19 protein-coding genes, 1 tRNA gene and 2 pseudogenes are annotated in these 21252 nt (G+C 65.3%); 8 read left to right on the top strand and 14 right to left on the bottom strand.

Features of this window, described 5'->3' with window-relative positions:
• Window positions 1-84: 84 nt before the first annotated feature.
• From LWC34_RS57410 to LWC34_RS42710, 5 genes and pseudogenes are all read right to left on the bottom strand, one after another.
• Window positions 85-465, bottom strand: coding sequence for a tyrosine-type recombinase/integrase (locus LWC34_RS57410; protein WP_235729526.1), 381 nt, complete (start codon window positions 463-465; stop codon window positions 85-87).
• Between the two features lie 101 nt (window positions 466-566).
• A pseudogene (locus LWC34_RS58350) lies at window positions 567-1073 on the bottom strand (tyrosine-type recombinase/integrase); the annotation flags it as partial.
• Window positions 1070-2029 carry a tyrosine-type recombinase/integrase gene (locus LWC34_RS42720; protein ID WP_233726033.1) on the bottom strand — a complete coding sequence of 320 codons (960 nt, stop codon included), beginning with the start codon at window positions 2027-2029 and terminating at the stop codon, window positions 1070-1072. The pseudogene LWC34_RS58350 and the gene LWC34_RS42720, both read right to left, overlap by 4 nt.
• Window positions 2026-3240 (bottom strand): site-specific integrase, encoded by a 1215-nt coding sequence (locus LWC34_RS58345; RefSeq protein WP_233726034.1) that lies wholly within the window; start codon window positions 3238-3240, stop codon window positions 2026-2028. Before LWC34_RS58345 ends, LWC34_RS42720 begins: the two co-directional genes overlap by 4 nt.
• Window positions 3188-4057, bottom strand: coding sequence for a DUF6585 family protein (locus tag LWC34_RS42710; protein WP_233730889.1), 870 nt, complete (start codon window positions 4055-4057; stop codon window positions 3188-3190). Before LWC34_RS42710 ends, LWC34_RS58345 begins: the two co-directional genes overlap by 53 nt.
• A gap of 200 nt (window positions 4058-4257) precedes the next feature.
• Here LWC34_RS42710 and LWC34_RS42705 point away from each other — a divergent pair, with 200 nt between their 5' ends.
• Window positions 4258-5490 carry an IS110 family RNA-guided transposase gene (locus LWC34_RS42705; protein ID WP_233723301.1) on the top strand — a complete coding sequence of 411 codons (1233 nt, stop codon included), beginning with the start codon at window positions 4258-4260 and terminating at the stop codon, window positions 5488-5490.
• A gap of 52 nt (window positions 5491-5542) precedes the next feature.
• Here the strand turns inward: LWC34_RS42705 and LWC34_RS42700 are convergent, their stop codons facing one another.
• Window positions 5543-6202: a DUF8692 domain-containing protein gene (locus LWC34_RS42700; protein ID WP_233730888.1), complete on the bottom strand. Its 660-nt coding sequence runs from the start codon at window positions 6200-6202 to the stop codon at window positions 5543-5545.
• A 209-nt stretch (window positions 6203-6411) separates the two neighbouring features.
• On the opposite strand from LWC34_RS42700, the gene LWC34_RS42695 reads away from it, so the two are divergent.
• The 3 genes from LWC34_RS42695 (at window position 6412) to LWC34_RS42685 (ending at window position 8842) form a co-directional block, all read left to right on the top strand.
• Window positions 6412-7551, top strand: coding sequence for a phosphotransferase family protein (locus LWC34_RS42695; protein ID WP_233730887.1), 1140 nt, complete (start codon window positions 6412-6414; stop codon window positions 7549-7551).
• 81 nt (window positions 7552-7632) lie between these two features.
• Window positions 7633-8004: a hypothetical protein gene (locus tag LWC34_RS42690; protein WP_233730886.1), complete on the top strand. Its 372-nt coding sequence runs from the start codon at window positions 7633-7635 to the stop codon at window positions 8002-8004.
• A gap of 100 nt (window positions 8005-8104) precedes the next feature.
• Window positions 8105-8842, top strand: coding sequence for an SDR family oxidoreductase (locus LWC34_RS42685; protein ID WP_233730885.1), 738 nt, complete (start codon window positions 8105-8107; stop codon window positions 8840-8842).
• Here the strand turns inward: LWC34_RS42685 and LWC34_RS42680 are convergent.
• From LWC34_RS42680 to LWC34_RS42670, 3 genes are read right to left on the bottom strand one after another with little or no spacing between them, the layout of a single operon-like run.
• Window positions 8770-10842, bottom strand: coding sequence for a bifunctional polysaccharide deacetylase/glycosyltransferase family 2 protein (locus LWC34_RS42680; protein WP_233730884.1), 2073 nt, complete (start codon window positions 10840-10842; stop codon window positions 8770-8772). The two genes, LWC34_RS42685 and LWC34_RS42680, sit on opposite strands and share 73 nt — an antisense overlap.
• Window positions 10818-10997: a hypothetical protein gene (locus tag LWC34_RS42675; protein WP_233730883.1), complete on the bottom strand. Its 180-nt coding sequence runs from the start codon at window positions 10995-10997 to the stop codon at window positions 10818-10820. Before LWC34_RS42675 ends, LWC34_RS42680 begins: the two co-directional genes overlap by 25 nt.
• Window positions 10948-11361 carry a DUF6542 domain-containing protein gene (locus LWC34_RS42670; RefSeq protein ID WP_233730882.1) on the bottom strand — a complete coding sequence of 138 codons (414 nt, stop codon included), beginning with the start codon at window positions 11359-11361 and terminating at the stop codon, window positions 10948-10950. Before LWC34_RS42670 ends, LWC34_RS42675 begins: the two co-directional genes overlap by 50 nt.
• A gap of 123 nt (window positions 11362-11484) precedes the next feature.
• On the opposite strand from LWC34_RS42670, the gene LWC34_RS42665 reads away from it, so the two are divergent.
• A complete protein-coding gene (locus LWC34_RS42665) occupies window positions 11485-12507 on the top strand; it encodes an LCP family protein (RefSeq protein WP_233730881.1) in 1023 nt (340 codons plus the stop codon).
• Between the two features lie 155 nt (window positions 12508-12662).
• Complete coding sequence (locus LWC34_RS42660) at window positions 12663-13493, top strand: transposase family protein (protein WP_233722715.1); 831 nt, start codon at window positions 12663-12665, stop codon at window positions 13491-13493.
• Window positions 13494-13623: 130 nt separating this feature from the next.
• Here LWC34_RS42660 and LWC34_RS42655 read toward each other — a convergent pair whose 3' ends face one another.
• From LWC34_RS42655 to LWC34_RS42640, 4 genes are all read right to left on the bottom strand, one after another.
• Window positions 13624-14004: a hypothetical protein gene (locus tag LWC34_RS42655; RefSeq protein WP_233730880.1), complete on the bottom strand. Its 381-nt coding sequence runs from the start codon at window positions 14002-14004 to the stop codon at window positions 13624-13626.
• Complete coding sequence (locus LWC34_RS42650) at window positions 13955-14707, bottom strand: serine/threonine-protein kinase (protein WP_233730879.1); 753 nt, start codon at window positions 14705-14707, stop codon at window positions 13955-13957. The genes LWC34_RS42655 and LWC34_RS42650 overlap by 50 nt, the downstream gene beginning before the upstream one ends.
• Before the next feature lie 111 nt (window positions 14708-14818).
• Window positions 14819-16687, bottom strand: a complete 1869-nt coding sequence (locus LWC34_RS42645; RefSeq protein WP_233730878.1) for a glycosyltransferase — start codon at window positions 16685-16687, stop codon at window positions 14819-14821.
• Between the two features lie 40 nt (window positions 16688-16727).
• Window positions 16728-18971: a glycosyltransferase family protein gene (locus tag LWC34_RS42640; protein ID WP_233730877.1), complete on the bottom strand. Its 2244-nt coding sequence runs from the start codon at window positions 18969-18971 to the stop codon at window positions 16728-16730.
• Between the two features lie 589 nt (window positions 18972-19560).
• Between LWC34_RS42640 and LWC34_RS42635 the strand changes: the two genes are divergently transcribed.
• Both LWC34_RS42635 and LWC34_RS42630 read left to right on the top strand, forming a co-directional pair.
• Window positions 19561-19632: transfer RNA gene (locus tag LWC34_RS42635), tRNA-Asn, on the top strand.
• A gap of 175 nt (window positions 19633-19807) precedes the next feature.
• A complete protein-coding gene (locus LWC34_RS42630; RefSeq protein WP_233730876.1) occupies window positions 19808-20737 on the top strand; it encodes a M28 family metallopeptidase in 930 nt (309 codons plus the stop codon).
• Between the two features lie 69 nt (window positions 20738-20806).
• Here the strand turns inward: LWC34_RS42630 and LWC34_RS42625 are convergent.
• Window positions 20807-21247, bottom strand: a pseudogene (locus LWC34_RS42625) (SRPBCC family protein); the annotation flags it as partial.
• Window positions 21248-21252 lie beyond the last annotated feature (5 nt).

The raw sequence follows: 21252 nt of genomic DNA, 5'->3' as shown, positions 1-21252 counted from the left end.
ATCTTATGCGGACTATCCCGTTATGCTGTCTGGTGTTGGTATCAGGGTGTGACGCGGCCGATCGAAGATTGCGGTTCAACATAATCACAGGTTGTCAAGGAACGCCATGATCGTGTCAGTTGGCTGGTAGCGGCCTGGAGTTGCTTCGATCGGGGCGGTGCGAGCAAGGGCGCGTTCTTTCAGTGCGAGGTCGGCGTGAACGTAAATCTGTGTAGTGGCAACGCTTTCGTGGCCGAGCCAGAGAGCGATGACGGTGGTGTCAACGCCGGCGTTCAACAGTCGCATGGCGGTGGAGTGCCGTAGCACGTGCGGCGAGATCTTCTTGCCGGTCAGTGTGGGACATGCTTGTGTGGCTGCGCGGGCGTGTTTTGTGACGCGTCGTTCCAGGGCATCGCGGCTGAGCTGACGGCCGCGGCTGGTAGGAAACACTGGATCGGTGGGCTGGCTGCGCGCTCGGCCAGCCAGGTGCGAAGCATGGTGACGGTGCCGCTGGTCAAGGGGGTGATGCGCTGTTTGCGGCCCTTGCCGTGGCAGCTGATATGAGCTCCGGTGCCCAGGTGAACGTCACTGATAGTCAATGTGGTCAGCTCGGAGGCGCGTAGCCCTGTTTGGATCGCCACCGCGAGCATGGTCCGGTCGCGGCGGCCGGTCCAGGTGTTCCGGTCTGGGGCTTGCAGCAGCGCGTCGATCTCGGGTTCGGTGAGGTAGGTGACGATAGCGCGGTCGAACCGTTTGGGTGGGATCGCGAGCACGCGTTGGATCGAGTCGGCGTGGTCGGGATGGCGCAGCGCGGCGTAGCGGAACAGTGAGTGGATGGCAGCCAGGCGAGCGTTGCGGGTGCGGACGCTGTTGCCGCGCTCGGTCTCTAGATGGTTGAGGAAATCGCCGATCAGCGGAGCGGTCAGCTCCTCGATCCGCAACCGGGATGGTGTGCTGCCGGTGCGATGGCAAGTGAAGGCCAGCAACAGTTTGAACGCGTCGCGGTAGGCGGCAATGGTGTGCGGGCTGGCTTGACGTTGCCGGATCAGCCGGTCGGTGAAGAACGCTTGCAGCGTGGGGGCCAGTGCGCTCACGTGTCACCCGCTGTCAGGTAGGTGTCCAGGCGTTGGCTGGCCAGTTGCAGCAGTTCCGGTGCTGCCGAGAGGTACCAATAGGTGCTCTTGGGATCGACATGGCCGAGGTAGGTCGACAGCGTGGGCAGCATGGTAGGTATGTCCGCGCCGCGGCGGTAGCAGTCCAGCAGAGTCGCGACGGCGAAACTGTGGCGAAGGTCGTGAATGCGGGGTCGGCAGTTGGCCGATCGCGGCGTCAGTCCTGCCAGGTCCCGGATCGTGCGCCACTTCTTCTGTGCCGCACTGTGATCCAGGCGGGTGCCGGCCGCGGAGATGAACAGGACATCGCGGTCAGCGAGTTTCCTCGTGCGCAGGAGCCGCTGGCGTTGGACCAGATAGTGACGCAACCCGTCGGCTGTGGTGGCATGCACCGGGAGCAGGCGGCTCTTGCCAAACTTGCCCGCCCGGACGATCACCGTCTCGCTGTGGTCGTCGAAGTCTGTGACGTCCAAGGCGATCGCCTCGCTGAATCGCATACCGGTGACCGCGAGCAGACCGATCATCGCAGGGTAGGTGGCCGCCGCGATCGGGGTGGGCAGCATGCGGGCCGCCGCGATCAGGGCGTCGATCTCCCTGCTGGAGTACAAGTATGGCGTAGCCCGGTGTTTGCCATGAGCAAGCAACCCGGGTGGTGGGATCTGAGTGCGGTCGTCGAGGTTGCGCAGGTAAACGGCGAACCGTCGTACTGCGATCAGACGCAGTGCGTGCCACCAACCACTTCCGCCCGGCAGCGTGGCCCACGCCACCGCGTGCTCCACAGTGACCACGTCCGCGTCGTGCTGTTCTAGGTAGGTGACGAACTGTGCCAGCAGTTTCTCCGCGCGGTCCAATGTGGACCCCAGAGCCCGGCGCAAGCGCAGGTAGTCGGCCAGGGCTTGCCGCAACATGCTCACGCCAGTGGTCGCGCCCGCGCTCATGCCACGACCTGCGATCCTGGCCAGGTGCGGGCGATTCTGCGCAGCGAGCCGATGTCGACCTTCGCGTAGATCGTTGTGGTGAGGGCAGTGCGATGCCGTAGGACCTGGCCGATCTCTTCCAGCGAGGCGCCAGCACCGAGCATGGCGGTGGCTGCGCTGTGCCGCAACCGATGCGCATGCAGCACGCCCAGGCCCGCCCGGCGGGCTGCCCTGGCCACCACGTTGGTGACCGTGGTGCTGCTCATGTGACCATACGGCGCACGAGCACAGACGAACACGTGCCGGGTATCGGTCTTGGGGCGCCAGCCAACTAGGTATGACACGATCGCCTGCCCGACATCGCTGGGCAGCGGCAGACGCTCACAGCGTGGGCCTTTGCCCGTGATGGTCAGCTCGCCGCGGCGCCAATCGATATCCTCCAACCGCAGCGCGGCGATTTCTCCGATGCGCAACCCCAGCCGCGACAACATGGTCAGGATCGCAAAATCTCGCTGACCTATCTCGGTTTCCAAGTCACACGACGCCAACAGGGCCCTCACCTGCCCGCTAGGCAAAGCTTTCGGCAGCCCGGCCAACTTCCACCGAGCCATGGTCGGCACCGCGCTAGCCAGCCCAACCGGAATAGCCCCGGCAACCTGCAGGTACCGCAACAACGATCGCAGCGCGGGCACCAGATGCGCCAACGACCGAGGAGCCTGGCGCGCCTGCTCAACCACAAACTCGGTGATCTCACCGGCGGTCAACTGCTCCAGCCCGCCTTGGCCATCACGCATCCGGCACTCCACAAAGGGCCGGACCGCACACACGTTCCGCTCGATAGACCGAGCAGCAAGACCTCGCTCCGCTGCCTCGTACTCCGCATACCGCCTCAGCAGCGCGTCAGCAGCCGTCACCACGTGGCCGGCCGGAGCGGCCAGCGGCACCCCGATCGACCGCAAATACTCCAACAATGCCGCCCACGACCCAGCCTTCCAATCCTTGAACCGCCCGTCCACGCACTGCGCCGCGATGAACGCCTCCACCGTTGCCGGACCAAACTCGGTGATCTCAAGCCCTGTTGTCTGCATCCACTGACTCAGGTGGATCACGCGTCGCTGGTGTGTCCGCACCGCCGTCGGCACGTACCCCTTATGCCCCAACCATTTGGTGAAACCTTCCTCAAACGGCATCAACGGGCCGGATATCTCCAGCCGTGCACGAGACCACGTCACGATCTTTCCTCCCGTCTGAACCTGGCACTGACCCAGGCGGGAAAACCCACGGCGCATGACGCAGACTTATGCGGACCTCACTCGAATGGCCGCACTTCCGAACAGGCACAACACAACCAAGATCGGCATAAACAGACCATCGGCATAAGATGCCTTGCTGGGCTATCGCCACTTCGCCGAATGCGGCGTGGCCGCCTGCGTTGATCTGGTTGAGCGCCGTGGCCAGCACGCGGTCGCTTACTTCGTGCTGAAGTACTTGTGCCAGGACGAATTCGGCTTTCTTGGGTTCGCGGCCGTCCTTGCTGATGAAGCGGACCTGCCAGCCGTTTGCCGCTACGAGCGTGTACTGGAAGGTCGTTCCCGCGTACTCGACACCGCGATAGTGCGTGGTTACGTCCGCGTAGACCTGGGTGATGGAGTCCCAGCGGAACGCCACCGGGGCATTCAGCGTGGGACAGACCATGCCGTGCTGGAACCGGTATGCCAGCTCGTACGGCTGTGGGCCAGCGTTCTGCATCCGTTTCCCGCGGACGATAGCCAAGATGACGACACCGATGATGGGGACGAGGAAGGCGACACCGACGCCCGGGTTGCCGTTGCTGAAGAACATGAGGGCACCGACCAGGCAGCCTGCGACGACAAGGATCAGCACACGGATGATCCATCGTTCGGCCAATGGGTTTCCAGGTGGTGGGGCGAGGGTGTGCATCAGGTGGTGAGTTGTGACGAATCCGCCGAGCCCCTGTCCAGCCGCTGCCTGCATCACAACTGGTGACGGCGGTGGCAGTTGATCCGGTCGCCAACGCACCATGAGCATCCTTACCTTCTTCCTGTGTCGATCGGGGCTGGTCGTAGGGTTCCGACGACCCAGGGGTGCTGGGTATGGCTTCCATGCGTCCGCCGTGGATGGCCCAGGGGGATTGGCCGCCCAGCACCCCACGACGACCCGACCGCTAATTGGGATGCGCGAACAAATCGCTGTGTAAGGACACGACGGCGTGGTCGTTTGCTGGGACCATGAACCTGACGAACAGGAAGGTGACGCTCGTGCCCGGAGTATGGGCAGGCATCGATGCCGGCAAGACCCATCACCACTGCGTGGTGATCGACGCCGCCGGCAAGCGGCTGTTGTCGCGGCGGGTGGCCAACGACGAGGCTCCGCTGCTGGAGTTGGTCGGCGAGGTCACCGCGCTGGCAGACGAGTTGGATGGAGAGCTGACCTGGGCGGTCGATCTCAACTCCGGCGGGGCGGCGTTGCTGATCGCCTTGCTGGTCAACCACGACCAGCGGTTGCTTTACATCCCCGGGCGCACCGTCCACTACGCGGCCGGCATGTACCGCGGAGACGGCAAAACCGACGCCAAGGACGCCGCCGTGATCGCCGACCAGGCCCGGATGCGCCACGATCTGCACGTCGTGCACACCGGCGACCCGGTCAGCGTCGAACTGCGGATCCTGACCAGCCGCCGGGCCGATCTGGTCGCCGACCGCACCCGCACCATCAACCGGCTGCGCGCGCAACTGCTGGACTACTTCCCGGCCCTGGAACGCGCCTTCGACTACAGCACCTCCAAAGCCGCCCTGGTGCTGCTGACCGCCTACCAAACCCCTGCGGCATTGCGACGAATCGGTGCCAACCGCTTGGAAACCTGGCTGCGCAACCGAAAAGTCCGCAACCCCAGCACCGTCGCCCAGACCGCGCTGAACGCCGCCAACGCGCAACACACCACCATCACCGGACAAGACCTGGCCGCCGCGATGGTCGCGCGGCTGGCGAAGGGGGTGATGACTCTCGACGAGGAGATCAGCGAGATCGACACCTTGATCGAGAGCCGGTTTCGCCAGCACAAACACGCCGACGTGATCCTCAGCCTGCCCGGCTTCGGCATCCAGCTCGCCGCCGAGTTCCTCGCCTACACCGGCGGCGACATGACCGCTTTCGGCAGTCCCAACCGGCTGGCCGGCGTCGCCGGACTCGCACCAGTACCCCGCGATTCCGGCCGGGTCAACGGCAACCTGCACCGCCCCCGCCGCTACAGCAGACGCCTGCTGCGCGTGTTCTACCTTTCCGCCATGGTCAGCATCCGCTGTTGCCCCGCCTCGCGGACCTACTACGACCGCAAACGAGCCGAAGGCAAACGACACACCCAGGCCGTCCTCGCCCTGGCACGCCGCCGGCTGAACGTCTTGTGGGCACTGCTGCGCGACGGCACCACCTACCAAGCAACCCCCGCCGCAACGGCAGCGTGACCCCCTCACCACCGCAGCTCCCAACTACTTGACAACTTCATTGGGAATCCCCCTAACGACGCTGAGGACGACCGTAGCGCACGTCGATCGAGTGCTGGGTGCGAACGATGAGGGCCGTATGGGCCGCGGCGGCGAGCATGGCGAGGACGCCGAGGTTTTCGCCCAATTCCTCCGCGTGATACGTCAGCACGTACAACGGTCCGCTTTCGCCGGAGGCGATCAGGAGCCCTTGGAGTGCTTCGCCGCCAAGGGCCGCGCCGAGCAGGAGGACGCAGCCGATGATCATGTACGTGCGGGGCCGGCCGTGCAGGTGGCGGGCCAGCAGTAGCAGACCGATGGCGACGATGAGACCGGCGACAAGGCCGGGAATGAGCCAGTAGAACGGGAAGCCGCCGTCATAGGTCACGAGATGGCGGCCGATGCGGTCGAGGCGTTCGTGCAACTGCGTGTGATCGTCCAGGGATAAGGCGCCGAGCATTGTCGCGCTGGCGAACCAGGCCCAGCTTCCTTTCACTCGCGCCGCGTGGCCGATGCAGCCCAGTAAGGCGTGTGACGCCGCCGCGAGCACCAAAAGGCCTGTGCTCCACCAGGTTGGCAGATTTCCCTCTACGAAAACGTCCAGGTAGTCATGGATTTCACCACGGTTGGTCGTCAATGGGTGGTCGATCAACGCGGGCACCGCCATGCTGGCGACGTTGATCGCCAGCGTCACACCTAACAGGATCAAGCCGGTTCTTCGGAGGCTTACGCGGCGAGGCCTGAAGATTCTCTTGGTGTCCGCGTCCATGAGGCGCCCTCTTTCAACCGGACAATTCGGATGACTTAGGCACGCTAGCGCAAGGACGTTCCGATGACCGGCAGATGAAAGTTTCTTCATCGGCGGCTCATGGCCGCATCATTCCCCGCGGTCATCGTGATGGCATGGCTGATCTCGCACTTCTGACGGGAACGGCGGCGGGTGACATGCTCGCCACGGTGGTGGCCGGTGCCGGTGGGCAACTGCTGAGCTGGACCGCCGCGCAAGTGGACCATCAGCCGGGCAAGCGGACCACGGTCAGCTACTCGGCGACGGTCAAATGGGCTGACGGTGTCCGCGACGAAGTCATTGGGGTGTCGAATGGTTCGCTGCCTGACGGTGTCGTCCGGATCAGTGACGGCACCACAGACGTTGGCGTGTGGCGGTTTCCGTTCGATCCGGACCTGCCTGGGCTGCCACGCGCGGTGGATCCGGCGCAGGCGCGCATTCTCATCGAGGCCAGCGGGGTCGATGTTGGCGGCGATGTGAGCGTCAAGACCAGGGCGTATCGGCCGCGGAGGCGTGCTGTCGTCGAGGTCCGGCTGCCCAATCAACGCAGGGTTTTCATCAAGGCGGTCCGCCCGAATCAGGCGAAAGACCTGCACGACCGGCACCGGATCGCCACAACGGCACCGGAATCCCTTGGCTGGACGGACGACGGTCTCGTCCTGCTAGCCGGGCTGCCAGGCCGGACCTTGCGTGAAGAACTGCTGGACTACAAGGGAGTCGACCCGCAGAGCGTCACGGATGCGCTGGACGGCCTGCCATGGGAGCTCGCGGGCAAGCGGAAACCGACATGGGGTCAGAAAGCCGCCCACTACGCCGAAGTGGTCGCCGTCACCGCGCCACATCTGAGCAAACGCGCAAGGCTGATCGCGGCGAAGGTGCACCACGAGTCGCCGGAAGGGCCGGATGTCCCAGTGCACGGTGACTTCTACGAAAGCCAGCTCATCATCCACAATGGACAAGCCAGGCTGCTCGACATCGACACCGCAGGTCGTGGCGAGCGCCTCGACGACGCGGCATGCCTGCTCGGGCACCTGTCCGTGCTCGCTCAGATTCGTGCGAACCATGCCGCGCACATCATCGGCGTTCAGGATCAGCTGGCCGCGCATTTCAGCAAAGACCTTGACCCGCAGGCACTTCATCGGCGGACGGCGGCCGTCGTGCTCTCGCTGGCGACCGGGCCGCATCGGGTGCAGGAGCCGGACTGGTCGCGTAACACGGAACTACGGCTCGAGTTGGCCGAGCGCTGGCTTGGATGAGAAGTCCTTCATGGACTGCCACCCTTTCTTTTCATCTACCGCCGTCATTGTGGAAGTACAGCCAAGCAAGGAGAGGAAATCATGAACAGCAAACGACCGTGGATCATCGCAGGCGTCACCACCTTCGCACTGGCGGGCTTCGGTGCGGCAGCGGCGATGGCCGACGACGACGGTGGCAGCACTGTGCGTGATCCGCATCCCGCACCGGTTGTGCAGCAGTTCGACGCGCCGTTGACCCAGACCCAGAACGGTGTGGTCGACAACTCGCCGGAGAGCGCGGACTCGCCGACGGCATCGGTCGTCGACTCAGTCGACGACCCGGCGCTGGACACGGCCAACTCGCCGGACGACAAGGTCACCGCGCCTGCTGCGAACGTGCAGAAGGAAGCGAAGGCGCCGCAACAGAAGAAGGCTCCGGTCGACTCGGTCGACTCGACGGGCAGCGCTGGCTGACGTTCCCTCAGAGTGCGGCCTTTCCGCTGAGCGGGAAGGCCGCACGAGGGTGAAGGTTTTGTGCATTGAACGTGAATCGATCAATGGTTACGTCCGGTGCATGGAAACTTCACAGCGGGTGGCATTGGTCACCGGGGGAGCACGCGGCATCGGCGAGGGGATCGTGCGACGCCTTGCTGCTGACGGATTGTCGGTTGGGTTCACATACCTGCAGGCCAAGGACCGTGCCGACGCACTCGCGCAGGAGACGGGAGCGCTGGCGATCCATGCCGACAGCGGCGACGAAGCCGCGGTGCGCGCGGCGGTCAACACGGTCGCCAGCACCTACGGCGGCCTGGATGTGTTGGTGAACAACGCCTTTTCGAACGCGCTGTGGCCGATCCGGCAGTATCCGATGGAATTCTTCGACACCATGCTGCGGGTGAACCTCAGAGGCACGTGGGTCGCCACCCAGGAGGCCGCCGCATACCTCGGCGAGGGCGGCCGGATCATCAACATCGGCAGCATCTTCGCCGACCACCTGCCAGCAGGCGAGCTGCTGCGGGCCGGCCAGGCGGTGTACGCCATGGTCAAAGCAGGGATGGCGGGCATGACCCGGGGGCTTGCCCGCGAACTGGGCCCGAAAGGCATCACCGCCAACACGATCCAGCCCGGCATCATCCTGTCCGACTCGGCCAAAGCCGTCCCGGACGCGGTGGCCTACATGGTCGGGATGACGCCCGTCGGCAAGGTCGGCCAGCTCGCCGACGTTGCCAGCGTCGTCTCCTACCTGGCCAGCTTGGAGTCTCGGTTCGTCAACGGCGCCACCTGGGACGTCGATGGCGGTTTCGCCGCGTAGGTCAGCGCTTTCGCTGCCTGACCGGTCCGCCTGTTGGTCTGCCACTGCAACTGGGCACCATGCATCGCCGTGACGATCGACTGGATCACCACGAGATACGTCAACTGTCGATAAACCACCTGCTGCAACGGTAAACCCCACAAGGGACGCAGTGATTCGCCGTCCAGGTACAACGCATACCCTGCCCCTGCGGTCTGAATTGCCAGGAACAGCAACCAGATCACGATCGCGTACGGCGCGTCCGCGACGAACATGCCGTACAGCACGAAAACATCCATCGCCGGGCCGAGCAACGGCAGCAGCAACTGGAAAGCGAACAGGTAGATCAGGCCGTAGCGGCCCATCCGACCCGATGGGCCGCTGTCGCGCCAGCTGCCGCGGTGCTTCCACATCGACTGGAACGTGCTGAACGACCACCGGTAGCGCTGCTTGTACAACGCTCCCAACGTCGCCGGAACCTCGGTCCACGCCCGCGCATCCGGTGTGTACGTGACACGCCAGCCAGCGCGGGTGATCGCGATCGTCAGGTCCGTGTCCTCGGCGATCGTCTGCGAGCTGATGCCACCGACCTGACGCAGCGCCTCGCGCCGGAACGCACCAATCGCGCCCGGCACAGTCGGGATGCACTGCAGCGCGTTCAGGATCTGACGATCCAAATTGGACCCGGCGCAGTATTCCAGGTGCTGCCAACGGCCCAGCAGGCTACGACGATTGGCGACCTTGGTGTTGCCGGACACCGCGCCGACCGTCGGGTCGATCATCGGCTGCACGAGATGACCGATCGTCTCCGGCTCGAACACCGTGTCCCCGTCGACCAGAATCAGAATGTCGTGTGCGGCGTGGGCGATTCCCGTGTTCAACGCGACTGACTTGCCTGAATTGCGTTGCCTGACAACCCGAACGCCCGGCTGCCCCAACGCGAGCACCAGATCCGCGGTGTCGTCCGTTGAACCGTCGTCAACCACGATCACTTCGACGTCAGCGGTGTGTGTGTTCGCTAGCAACGACTGAACTGTGGCGACGATGTTCGCGGATTCGTTGTACGCGGGCACAATCACCGACACCGGCGGCGAGTACCACGGCGGCGGGTTCTGTTCCCGTTCCCTGGCAACGCGCCGTGCGGTGTTCGCCAAGCCGAGCTGCATCAACGTCCGCAGCACAGCCAACATCGCGGCCAGGATGATCAGCGCGTTGAGCACGAACACGAGCGTGCCGCCGTAGTTCTGGGCTGTCGCAGCCAGATGCCCGGTGAGCTTGCTGCCGAATCCGGCTTCCTCATGCGGCCGGGGAATGATCAGCGCCTCGGACATATTGGCGAACCGGTGCCCGCGAGGGGACATTGTGGACAGTAGGCCGTTCACCTCGTCCACGGTCACGCTGCCGGTGTCGTGCATGCCGACTACCGCACCGGGTCGCGCGGTCGCGGAGAGTGCCGAAAGATCGCCCCACGGCAACGACAGTGCGTCCGTTGTCGGCTCGACCACCAGGTAGCCGTCGCGCCGCAGCGACAGCAGGACCTCGTCGGATACCTCGGACAACTGCCCGAAGAGTCGCGTGTGGACACCCGCGGCCGCGGCAAGCGCCTGCTGGGCGAACGAGAGTTCCAGGTCACGCTGCCAGCCGGGCAGTTGCGCGACATCGCCGGGCCGCAGTCCGGTGATACCGACGTCGTGCCCTTCGGTCAGCATCCGCCGCACCAGCTCTGGGTGCTCGTTGATCCGCGTGCCGACCAGCATGAACGTCGCGTGCGCGTTGTGCTTGCGCAGCGCGTCCAGGATCCTCGGTGTCCACTTCGGATTGGGTCCGTCCTGGATGACCAGCGCGATCGTGTTGTCGGCGATGTCCACGGTGCCGTCGGCGGGTTCGGTCGGGGCCGCTGGGGAGGTGGTCACGTTGTACGCGTGGATCGTCAACATGCCAAGCAGCAGGAACACCCCGACGAGCAGGGTGATCCAGTGCGCCCAGGGAATCCGGCCTACCTGTGATCGGTGACGAGCCATGTCGTTGCCGAGTCGTTGTGAACAGAACCAAGCGTGGTCGCGACAAGCACGAGCGCGAGCACGACCATGCCGACCGCCAGCAACCTGCTGGTCAGCCGGATGGCCTTACGTGTCCTGCTTGTCGATGCGAAGACCGGCTTTTCGGCGTCCCGCATGAGTTTCTCCCCCAGATGATGAACGTGCCCGTCGGGTCAGACGGAAGACCGCGATACCGATGCCGACGCCGATGGCGGCCGCGAGCCATGGGAATCCGTGAAGGTACGGTGGCGCGAACTCGGCGACAAGCTGTTTTGTGTTGCTCCACACCGGTTTCAACTGCCACGCGGTGCCGATCGCCACCACGATCAGCAAGGCGAGCGGTGGCGCTGGCACCACGACCCAGAGGCCGATCGGCCGGACGAGCGCCGCTGCCATGCCCGAGCCGATGACGACCCACGTCCCGAAGACCCAGCCGAACGTGCCGTCGTCGGTGATCAACCCCATCCCGATGAAGACAGCGAGGATGGCAATGGCCGCCACAGCAGGTACTTCCACAGGTACGCGTGGATGTACCGGTCTATCCCCCACCACTGCCGTCCTAGTGTCTAGATCGGACTCTATCGAGGATATAGCTCAACGGCCCTCTCGCATAACATCGAAACCATGAAGTGGTTGCGGACTTCCGCACTTGTAATGGTCCGGACCACTTGGATCATCGTCGCGGTGGCGCTGATGGTGGCCGCGGGTGTGGGCTGGGCCACGTATCAGGACATCGACGAAGGGGTCCGTCGGTCCAACGCCATTGCGCCGGATGCGCCGCGATCCGAACACGCGGTGAACATCCTGGTGATGGGGCTCACCACCCGCCTCGACCTGAACGGCGATCCGCTGCCGGACGCGGTTCTCGCTCAGCTGCAAGCCGGCGAGAGCGACCGTGGCGGTTACAACGCGAACACGCTGATGTTGTTGCACATCCCCAATGACGGTTCACAGGCCACCGCGTTGTCCGTGCCGAGGGACAACTTCGTTGACTTGTATGGCATCCCGGGTAGTCCGGTGAAGGGAAAGATCAAAGAGGCGTACGGAAGGGCGAAGATCGCCGAGGAGACCAAGCTGCGCGCCGGTGGCCTGCCGGACAAGCACGAACTGGAGTTCCTCGGCCGGGAAGCCGGTCGACGCGCACAGATCCAGACCGTCAGCACGTTCCTCGACGTGCCGATCGACCACATCGCCGAGGTCAGCCTTGCCGGGTTCTACTACCTGGCAGGCGCGCTGAACGGGATCGAGGTCTGCGTGAACAACGCGACGAGCGACCCGATGTCCGGCGCGAACCTGGTGGCCGGACGGCAGGTCCTGAACGCCTCCCAAGCGCTTGCTTTCGTACGCCAGCGGCACGGCCTGAAGAACGGCGACCTCGACCGCACCCGACGCCAGCAGGCCTTCATCGCGGCGGTGATGCACAGGATCCGCACACAGGGCGCGGCGACGCTGCCCGGCCTTGTCGACGTGGCCAAGCAGAACGTGGTGGTGGACGACCGCGTCGAACTGCTCGATTTCGCGATGCGGATGTCGAACGTGACCGGCGGCCGGATGACGTATTTGACGCTGCCGATCGAAGACACCCAGACGGTGGACGGCGAAAGCATCAATATCGTCGATCCGCACAAAATCCGGGCAATGAGGTAATCTCACCAAGATTCTGGTTCGTTTGTTGAGCCGCGAAGCTGCTCGGACGAGCGCTGGTCGATGTGCTGGGGAGTGGTGAGACCCGGGGAAAGATGGGCGGGGAGCCCTTGGTAGAACTGGATTGCGAAGATCAAGTCCGGACCAGAAGGCTCCCCGTGATTGCGTATCGTGCCATGCTCGATGTCCCGCGTGAACTGGCCCTCTACCTCAGCCGGCTGCTGCACGCCGAACGCCGCCGACGCGGCACCCGCAAGAACAGCAGGGCGTTGACCTGCTTTCGCCACGCGGTGCTGGGCCTGCGCTGGTTCCGGCAGAACACCGACGTCCCCGCCCTGGCTCGCGATCACGGCATCTCCCGCGCCACCGGCTACCGCTACTTGGATGAGGTCGTCATCGTGCTCGCCGAGCAGGCGCCGGACCTGCATGAGGCCCTGCAGCGGGCCAAGGATGAGGGCACGGCCTACGTGATCCTCGATGGAAAGGTCTTCTCCGCCGATCGCTGTAGCGAGAAAACGTTGAGCGTGAAAGGCGAGCCGATCGACCTGTGGTACTCCGGCAAAGCCCGCGAGCACGGCGGCAACATCCAAGCGCTGTGCGCGCCGGACGGTTTTCCGTGGTGGGTCTCGGATGTCGAGCCCGGTTCACTCCATGACTTGACCGTGGCGCGCGAGCATGTGCTGGGTGCGCTGTACTGGGCCGCCTCGCACCTTGATCTGCCGACGCTGGCCGATGGCGGCTACGACGGTGCCGGCATCGGCGTGCACACCCCGGTCAAACAGCCTGCCGATGGCCAGGTCCTCGACGTGGACACCCGCACACGCAACGCTCTGCTGCGTGGCCTGCGGTGTCTGGGCGAACGTGGTTTCGCCCTACTCACCGGACGCTGGCGCAGCCTGCGGCATCTCACCGCCAGCCCCAGCAAGATCGGCGACATCGTCAAAGCCGCCCTTGTCCTCACGCATTTCGAACACGGCAAGATCGCGTGAAAGTCGCTGAGATCACCTCAATGGTCGCCAACATGTTCAATCGAGTGCCTGCCCCGACGAAGACAGAACCGGCACCTGCCAGTTCAGCGCCACCGTCCAGTCCGCCGCCGACCGCGATTCCGTGCGTGGACTAATCTTTGTTCTTACCCGATTTCCCTTTTCCTTTGTTCGAGCCTTTCCGCGATTTGGTGGCCGTCGGGTTGTCGCGCCGACTGGGAGCGGCTGTCGTTTTGTCCTTGACGGGAACGGCCGCGGCTTGGGTTGTGGGCGGAGGCGCGGTGGTGACAGCCGGTGGAACAACGGCCGCGGGCGGGATGGTCGGTGCCTCAGCGCCCACGCCGCTCAACAGGAGCCACGTAACCGTGGTGATGCCGACAAGCGCGGCCGCGGCGGCGAGGGACCGCCGCTGTTTGGGAGGAGGTGCAGGCTCCAGCAGCAGCGTGGACGGGTCGCGGAGCGCCTCAGCGCACTGCAGCGCGGTCGGGCGGCGGCGTGGCGTCAGAGACGTCATCAGCGCCAGTAATTCGGTGCAGGTCAGGCGGCAGATCATCGGGGATCGTAGGCGGCCGGTGCAGCCGTGCGACCGCGGTCTCGATCTCGTTGCCCGGATACTCCCGTTGCCCGGTCAGGCATTCCAGGAGCACGAGGCCCAGCGCGTAAATGTCGGCCTGGCCAGCGACATCCTGGCCACGAACCTGCTCCGGAGCCAGGTAAGCGGCCGTGCCGACCAGCATGTCGGCCTTGGTCAGCCGGGTCGCCCCGGCGAGCTGGGCGAGGCCGAAGTCGGACAGGTAGACCGTGCCATCGGCGTCGATCAGCATGTTCGACGGCTTGACGTCACGGTGGACCACGCCGTTGGCGTGCACATAGTCGAGGGCATCGGCGACCTGGGCACCGATCGCACGGACCTCGTCAGCCGGAAGCGGGCCGTCGCTGATCCGGGCGCTCAACGTCTGGCCTTCGATGAGCTGCAGCACGGCGAAAGGCGGCTGCTGAGTGATGTCGGCGTCGTAGACCGAGACAAGCCCGGGGTGCGCCAACGTGGCCAGCGTACGGACCTCTTTGCCGAACCGACTTCGCGCGGTGTCGTCCGCCTGTTGGCGGAACACCTTGACGGCGACCGAACGGTGCAGCCGCGTGTCCCACGCTCGGTACACGTCGGCCATTCCGCCGGTGCCAAGTAACTCGTCGATCCGGTAGCGGTCGGCCAACACAGCCACTCCTCCGCCTCGGGGAACAAGCCCATTCGGGATGCCCCGAGCACGGCGGCCTGAAACGCGCGAAGGCCCGGACTGGCGAACCAGCCCGGGCCAGCACGGCGAAGATCAGGACTTGAAGAGCCGGTCCCAGTTGTCACGGGCAGTCAGCTCGCCCATCGCCCCACGCCACTCCTCACGGACCAGCGTGCCCTCCTTGGCCAGCCTGGCCAGCAGTTTCGCCCCGCGCTTGGCGAGATCGACGACAACCTCACGGTCAAAGCTGCGCACCCGGAAGGCGTCCTGTGCGGAGTCCGTGACGATGACAGACTTGAACCGCGACACGTTCCACCACTTGGCGTCGCCAGCCATCATCTGCGCGGCGCCGCCGGTGCGACCGGCGAGGATGTTGAGTACCCGCTTGACCAGCACGGCCTTCAGCATCGGCGGGATGCCGGGGTCGTCGTAGATCTGCACGGTCGAAGCCGCGTCGACCGGCAGGTCAGCAGGCTGCTTGCGGTGGGTGTCCGGGTAGTCGGCGCGCAGCTTGCGGATCGCCGCCGCGGCCTCGACACCGCCGTCGGCCAGCACCGACGGGCCGGACAGGAAGTCCTCGAGACCTTTCAGCAGGGTCGCGGCCATGCCGTACTGCATTGCCACGAGGTACTCGGCCATCTGCTTGGCCAGCACCTTCGCCGCGGTCTTGCCGTCGAAGCCGTCCCAGTGCAGCGCGGACGTGATCAGCGAGTTACGCAGGCTGAAGTACCGGGCCCAGTCGTCCCAGTCCTTCCAGGCGAAGTCGGCGTGCCACACCGCCGCGCCGGGCAGCGTGACCGTCGCGAAGCCGTTGCGGCCGGCGCGGGTGCCGTACTCGATGTCGTCCCACTGGAAGAACATCGGCAGCGGCAGGCCACACTTCTCGATCACCTCCGCCGGGATCAGGCAGGACCACCAGGCGTTGTAGCCCGCAGTCACCCGCTTGTGCGGCAGCGTCTTGGTCAGGTCCACGTTGTGCAGTGCGCCTGCGACCGGCACACCGGGCCTGAGCATCGGCAGGTCGGTGAACTCGGCGCCGATGTGCAGGCGGTTCGGGTGGTACAGGTACAGCATCTGACCGCCGACGATGACCGGGTCGGTCGAGTTGTTGGCGAATGCCGACATCCGCAGGACCGTCTCCGGCTCCAGCAGCACGTCGTCGTCCATCAGCAGGACGTTGGCGTGCTTGCCGCCAGCCTGGCTGATCTCGAACATGCCGCGGGTGAAGCCGCCAGCGCCGCCGAGGTTGGGCTGACGCAGGTAGCGCAGCTTGCCCTGGAACAGCCCGACGACCTTGTCGAAGTCCTCGCGGCTCTGCACGGTGTCGGTGCCCTGGTCGACGACGTACACGTTCTCGAGCACAGCCAGCAGTTCGGTGTCCTCACCGAGCGCGCGCATGGTGTTCAGGCAGTCGTCGGCACGGTTGAACGTGCAGATCACGACCGAAGTCAACCGCTCGCGCAACGGCTCGCTGATCACCCAGCGGACGTCCTCGATCGTCAGCTCCTCGGCGGAGGTGACGGCCTCGAGCCAGATCGAGCCGCCGTCCATGAACCGGTCGAGGCTGACCTTGAGCCGTACTTCCTGCTCAGCGGGGGTGGCGACCTCCGCGGTGGTCAGGATCCGCGGCTCACCCTCGGCGTCCGACGCGTGGATCTCCAGCCGACCGGCGCCACGGACCCGGAACACCGCTTCCAGTTCGCGGATCTGCGTCCACCGCTGCAGGTAGCTGGCGGGCAGCCGACCGAAGTAGGTGTTCGTGGTCAGCCGGGCGTCCGGCTCGACGACCACGCGGTGCCGCTCCGGCCGCACGGCGCCGTAGACGCCGAGCGCGTACAGCTCGTTGGGGGCTTGCGGGCTGGGTGAGGCGAACAGGATTCGCTGAACCACGCCACGGATGCTCGATTGGGAGCCGCCTGTTTTCTGGGCTTTGGCCACCTTCTGCTCCTGCTGGGTCGGCATGCGGTTTCCCTGCTCCTCAAGTTTCTCTCGTCGGGTGGGCCTACGTGTGCGTCAGTACCGGGGAAGCGTCCTCGGCGACGCCGTTCTCAGTGTCTTTCTCCTGCGTCGCGTCGGCGCGGCGCCGGGTGGTTCGCCACCACCACAAGGTCTGGATCAGCACCACCAGGGTGGCGCCGCCCAGCAACGTCACGCCGAGCCGGAGCCCAGGCGTCTCGTAGTCCAGTGAAAGGGTGTGCTCACCGGCTGGCACGTCGATGGTGATCAGGCCAGCGTCGCCGTTGCGAACCTCGGCCGTCTTACCGTCGACGGTCGCGCTGTATCCGGGCCAGTCAAGGCGAGCGAAGATCAACTGACCGCCACCGGCAGGCGCACTGAATTTGACTTGCTCGGTGGCGGACTCCGAGGTGGACGAAGCCACGGTGACGCCACGCGAGGCCCAGGATACGCGTCCCGGATATGGCAGCGGCGCGTCCCGTGTCCACACTGTCCGGCCGCCACTCTGCGCGATGCGCGTCCAGCCGCGCGGCGGCGCGCTGTTGACCACGTTCGGGAACAACGCGTCCTGCAGGACCAGCGTCTGCACGCGCAGCGCGTCGACCAAGGTGATGTCAGTGCCGGGGACCGGGGCGAACGCCTTGCGGTACGCGTCCGGGCACACAGAGCCCTTGTAGTCCATGCATAGCGCCGCCGTGAACTCGGTGAAACCGATGCCGCTGTAACGGGTGATCGACTCGTGGCCGTTCAGCACGGACAGGTTGCCGAACGCGACCTCGCCGTCATCCTGCTCGCTGGTGCCCTTGACCAGGCCCTGCGACGCGAGCTGCAGGACCGTGCCCTTGTACTCGGCGGTGCCTGCCTTGATCTTGTTGATGTCGCTCGCGGGCACGATCCACGGCGTGACGTCGACACCGGGGGCCGGGATCTTGTTGGTCTGGTACGCCGCGATGCCCATCGTGCCGATCAGCAACGCGATTCCCAGCGCCATCCAGCCACGCTTGCGGTACGCCCACAGCGCGCCGAAGAAGAACACCAGCACCAGCACGGTCGACACAGCGTGCAACGCGTAGAACTCCGGCCGTACCGCGAACGACAGGTACGCGCCGATCCCGACAAGGCCGATCGTGATCATGGTCCGGCCGCGGATCTTGTCCTTGGCGAGGCCCTTGGACAACAGCACCGCGAACACGACGGCGACCGCGAGGTACAGGTACTCGATCAGCCGGATCGGCCAGCGGAACAGCCACAGGTTGGACGGGCCGAAGGTCAGGATCGCGTAGACCCCGCCGACCACACCGACGCTGATCAGCGAGCGCGCGGACGTGAGCAAGGTGCGCCAACGCAGCCACGGCAGCAGCGGGATGGCGAACCAGACGAAGTAGGTCGACGGCAGGCTCTCCTTGACCTGCCCACCCCAGTTGAGGATCGCGGGCAGGTAGCTTGGCGCGCTCGCCGTGAGCAGGTCGCCGACGCCCGGGACGAGGAAGGTGTCGTTGGCGATCATCGCGAGCTCTTGCCGCGAGCTCACCGGCATCGCGCCGAGCAGCGGGAAGAACACCAGCACAGCCACCGCGCCGACGCAGGCGCCAACGATGGCCAGCTGCACGAAGCCACGGACGTTCTTGTTGACCAGCAGCTCGATGGCGATCGCCGCCAGCACGATGATCATGCCGAGCGCCGCGTACGGGTTGCCGACCGTCATCGCCATCGCGCCGAGCAGGAACGGCAGCAGCGGCGACGAGGCTCCACGCGAGAACCTGCGCGCCGCCCACCAGAACCAGGTGACCCACACGAACGCGGACAGGCCTGCGGGCCAGCCTGCGGCCTCGTAATACAGCGTGAAACCGGTGAGTGGAATGGCGAACGCGAACACCGTCGAGGAGACCCGCGCGGCGCCGTACTCACGCGCGAGCAGGTACGTGCCCATGGTCAGCAGGCAGAGGTGCGCGATCATCACGAAGGCCGCTGCCGCCGTCATGCTGTTGAACTGCGCGACGATGATCCAGCAGAGCACGAAGAACGGGTTCCAGGTGGACGCCGCGGCCTCGCCGATGTAGTTGCCGCCGTACCAACCGGATGATTCGACCGTCGGCCAGACACCGTTGAGGACCTGCTGGCCGTAGTGGTACCAGTTCGGCACGAACGACTCGGGGTTGTCGCCGACGTAGTAGAAGTAAGGCGTCTGCAGGTACGGGATCAGGAAGACCACCGCGCCGATCAGGCCGATCGCGATGACCCACAGCCACTCCGGGACAGACCGTCCGGTGGCTCCTTCTCCCGGTCTCACGTCGGCGGCCGTACTCCCGTTAGTCAACGGTCTGCCCTCTCGCTCTTTTTGCGCGCTCGGCACGGTCAGTAACGAACCGTTCCCCGGCTGCGAACAGGTCGAAAGTCTAGTTAGCAGGCTGACGACCCAGAACTCGGCCCCGAACCGCGTCTTGAAGTGGACGCGGGCCGAGGGGAAAGGTTGTCCCAATGTTTGCCCTGAGTTGTCGAGAAGGCATTTCGGGCACGAGCGAAAATCAACGGCTTCCTGGTGTTCTTGGGCCAATCCGGCGTTGACGCGGGTAGCAGCCGACGCTACGCCGTTCGGGTCAGCGCACGGCGGCATCTGGTTGTCCACAGGGGGGTGGCGGCGCCGTCATCCACATCGGAGAGGGCCCCGGCCTGCGGACGCGAGGGGAGTTGTCCACAGACCAGGCCACTCATCCACAGGGTTGTCCACAGGTGAAAAACCCCGTTGACCGGCATGCGACGCTTCTCCCATGACGAAGCGCAATCGCATGCAGAGTGGTGGTTCCCCGCCGTGACGGTTTGAAACGTCCATGGCCGAGGGAGCCGCCTGTCGCTTGCGATGGGCGGCTTTTTTGTTTCTTTCCCGCATGGTGTCAGTGGCAGCACGACCGACTGTTAATCGGTAAGGCCAGGTTCGAACCCTGGTGCGGGAGCGCGGTTTGACCAGCGCGCACGGTCCGGCGACCACCTGGAGCTCATAACTGCGGGACGCCAGGTTCGACACCTGGGTGCGCGACCAACTTCCGGCGGGTACCGCCGGACTCATGCATGGCCCTGAATAAGACATGCCGTCCCTTTCCCTGCAAACGGCATATTCAGGAGGAACCCATGAAGCTCCTCGCGGCCATGCTTCTCGTCGTCGGGACAACTGTCGGAACCGTCACCCCGGCACAGGCAGTGGTGGCGCCACCGGACATCCCCGTCGCCGCGGTCCAGGCACATTTGACTGAGCTGCAACGAATCGCGACCGCCAACGGCGGCAACCGGGCGCACGGCCGTCCCGGCTACCGGGCATCGCTGGACTACGTGAAGTCCAAGTTGGACGCGGCCGGGTACCAGACAAGGATCCACCAGTTCACCGCGAGCGGCGCGACCGGCTACAACCTGATCGCCGAGTGGCCGCACGGCGACGCCAACAACGTGATCATGTCCGGCGGTCACCTCGACAGCGTCAGCCGTGGCCCCGGCATCAACGACAACGGCTCCGGCTCCGCCGGTCTGCTCGAAGTCGCGCTGACCGTGTCACGCCAGAACGTCCGGCCGACCAAGCGGCTGCGTTTCGGCTGGTGGGGTGCTGAGGAACTCGGCCTGATCGGCTCGACCGCGTACGTCAACAGCCTGACCTCGGCAGAGCGCGGCCTGATCAAGGCCTACGTCAACTTCGACATGATCGGCTCGCCGAACCCGGCGTACTTCGTCTACTCGGCCTCCGGCCAGCCAAGCGGTTCGCAGGCGATCGAGGACCTGCTTGAGCAGGGCTTCTCGGCCAAGGGCGTGCAGACCGAGCTGACCAGCGTCGGCGGCCGCTCCGACCACGCCGCCTTCGCCCGCGCTGGCATCCCGGTCGGTGGCACGTTCAGCGGTGCCGAAGGCCGCAAGACCGCCGCACAAGCCCAGAAGTGGGGCGGCTCGGCCAATGTCGCGTTCGACCGGTGCTACCACCAGGCCTGCGACACGACCAGCAACATCAACGCAACCTCGCTCGACCGGCACACCGACGTCATCGCGCACGCGGTGTACACCCTGGCCGGAGCCTAGAAAACCCTCGTGAGTGGTTAGCCCTGTTCTAACACGGCTAACCACTCACGAGCTTTTAGCAGGCCGTGGCACCAGCACACCGCCCTTGACCTTGGTGAACGTCCAGACATGCACGCCACGGTCGATGGTCAGCCCATCCCCGATGGCAGGCCCGGTCCAGCGGATGCACCTGCTGTTTCGGATTTGCTCGACGGTGGACGTGATCACCAGCGTGGTCGCTGGCGTCACCTCGGTCTCTGGGACCGGCGTGGTCCACCGGAACTGGGAGTTCTTGCGGAAAGGACCGTGGTCGAGGCGCTTCGCGCTCGTGACCGGCGGCTGCCACGACGGCCAGTTCGCCACGTCGGTCTGCAGCTTCCAGATCTTGTGCATCGGTGCGTTGATCAGACGTTCGGTCTTGTACCGGATCTTGGCGCCTCCGTCGACGCCTTGTCCTTGGCACGTCAGGGAAGCTGGGGTGGCGGCTTGCGCTGGGGCGACCGTGCCAAGGAAACCGGCGGTGGCGATCAGGGCGG

It is taken from the genome of Kibdelosporangium philippinense (assembly GCF_021390435.2).
GTDB classification, from domain to species: Bacteria; Actinomycetota; Actinomycetes; order Mycobacteriales; family Pseudonocardiaceae; genus Kibdelosporangium; species Kibdelosporangium philippinense.
Note: the sequence above shows the minus strand (reverse complement) of the source record. Positions and strands in the feature narration are given on the sequence as shown.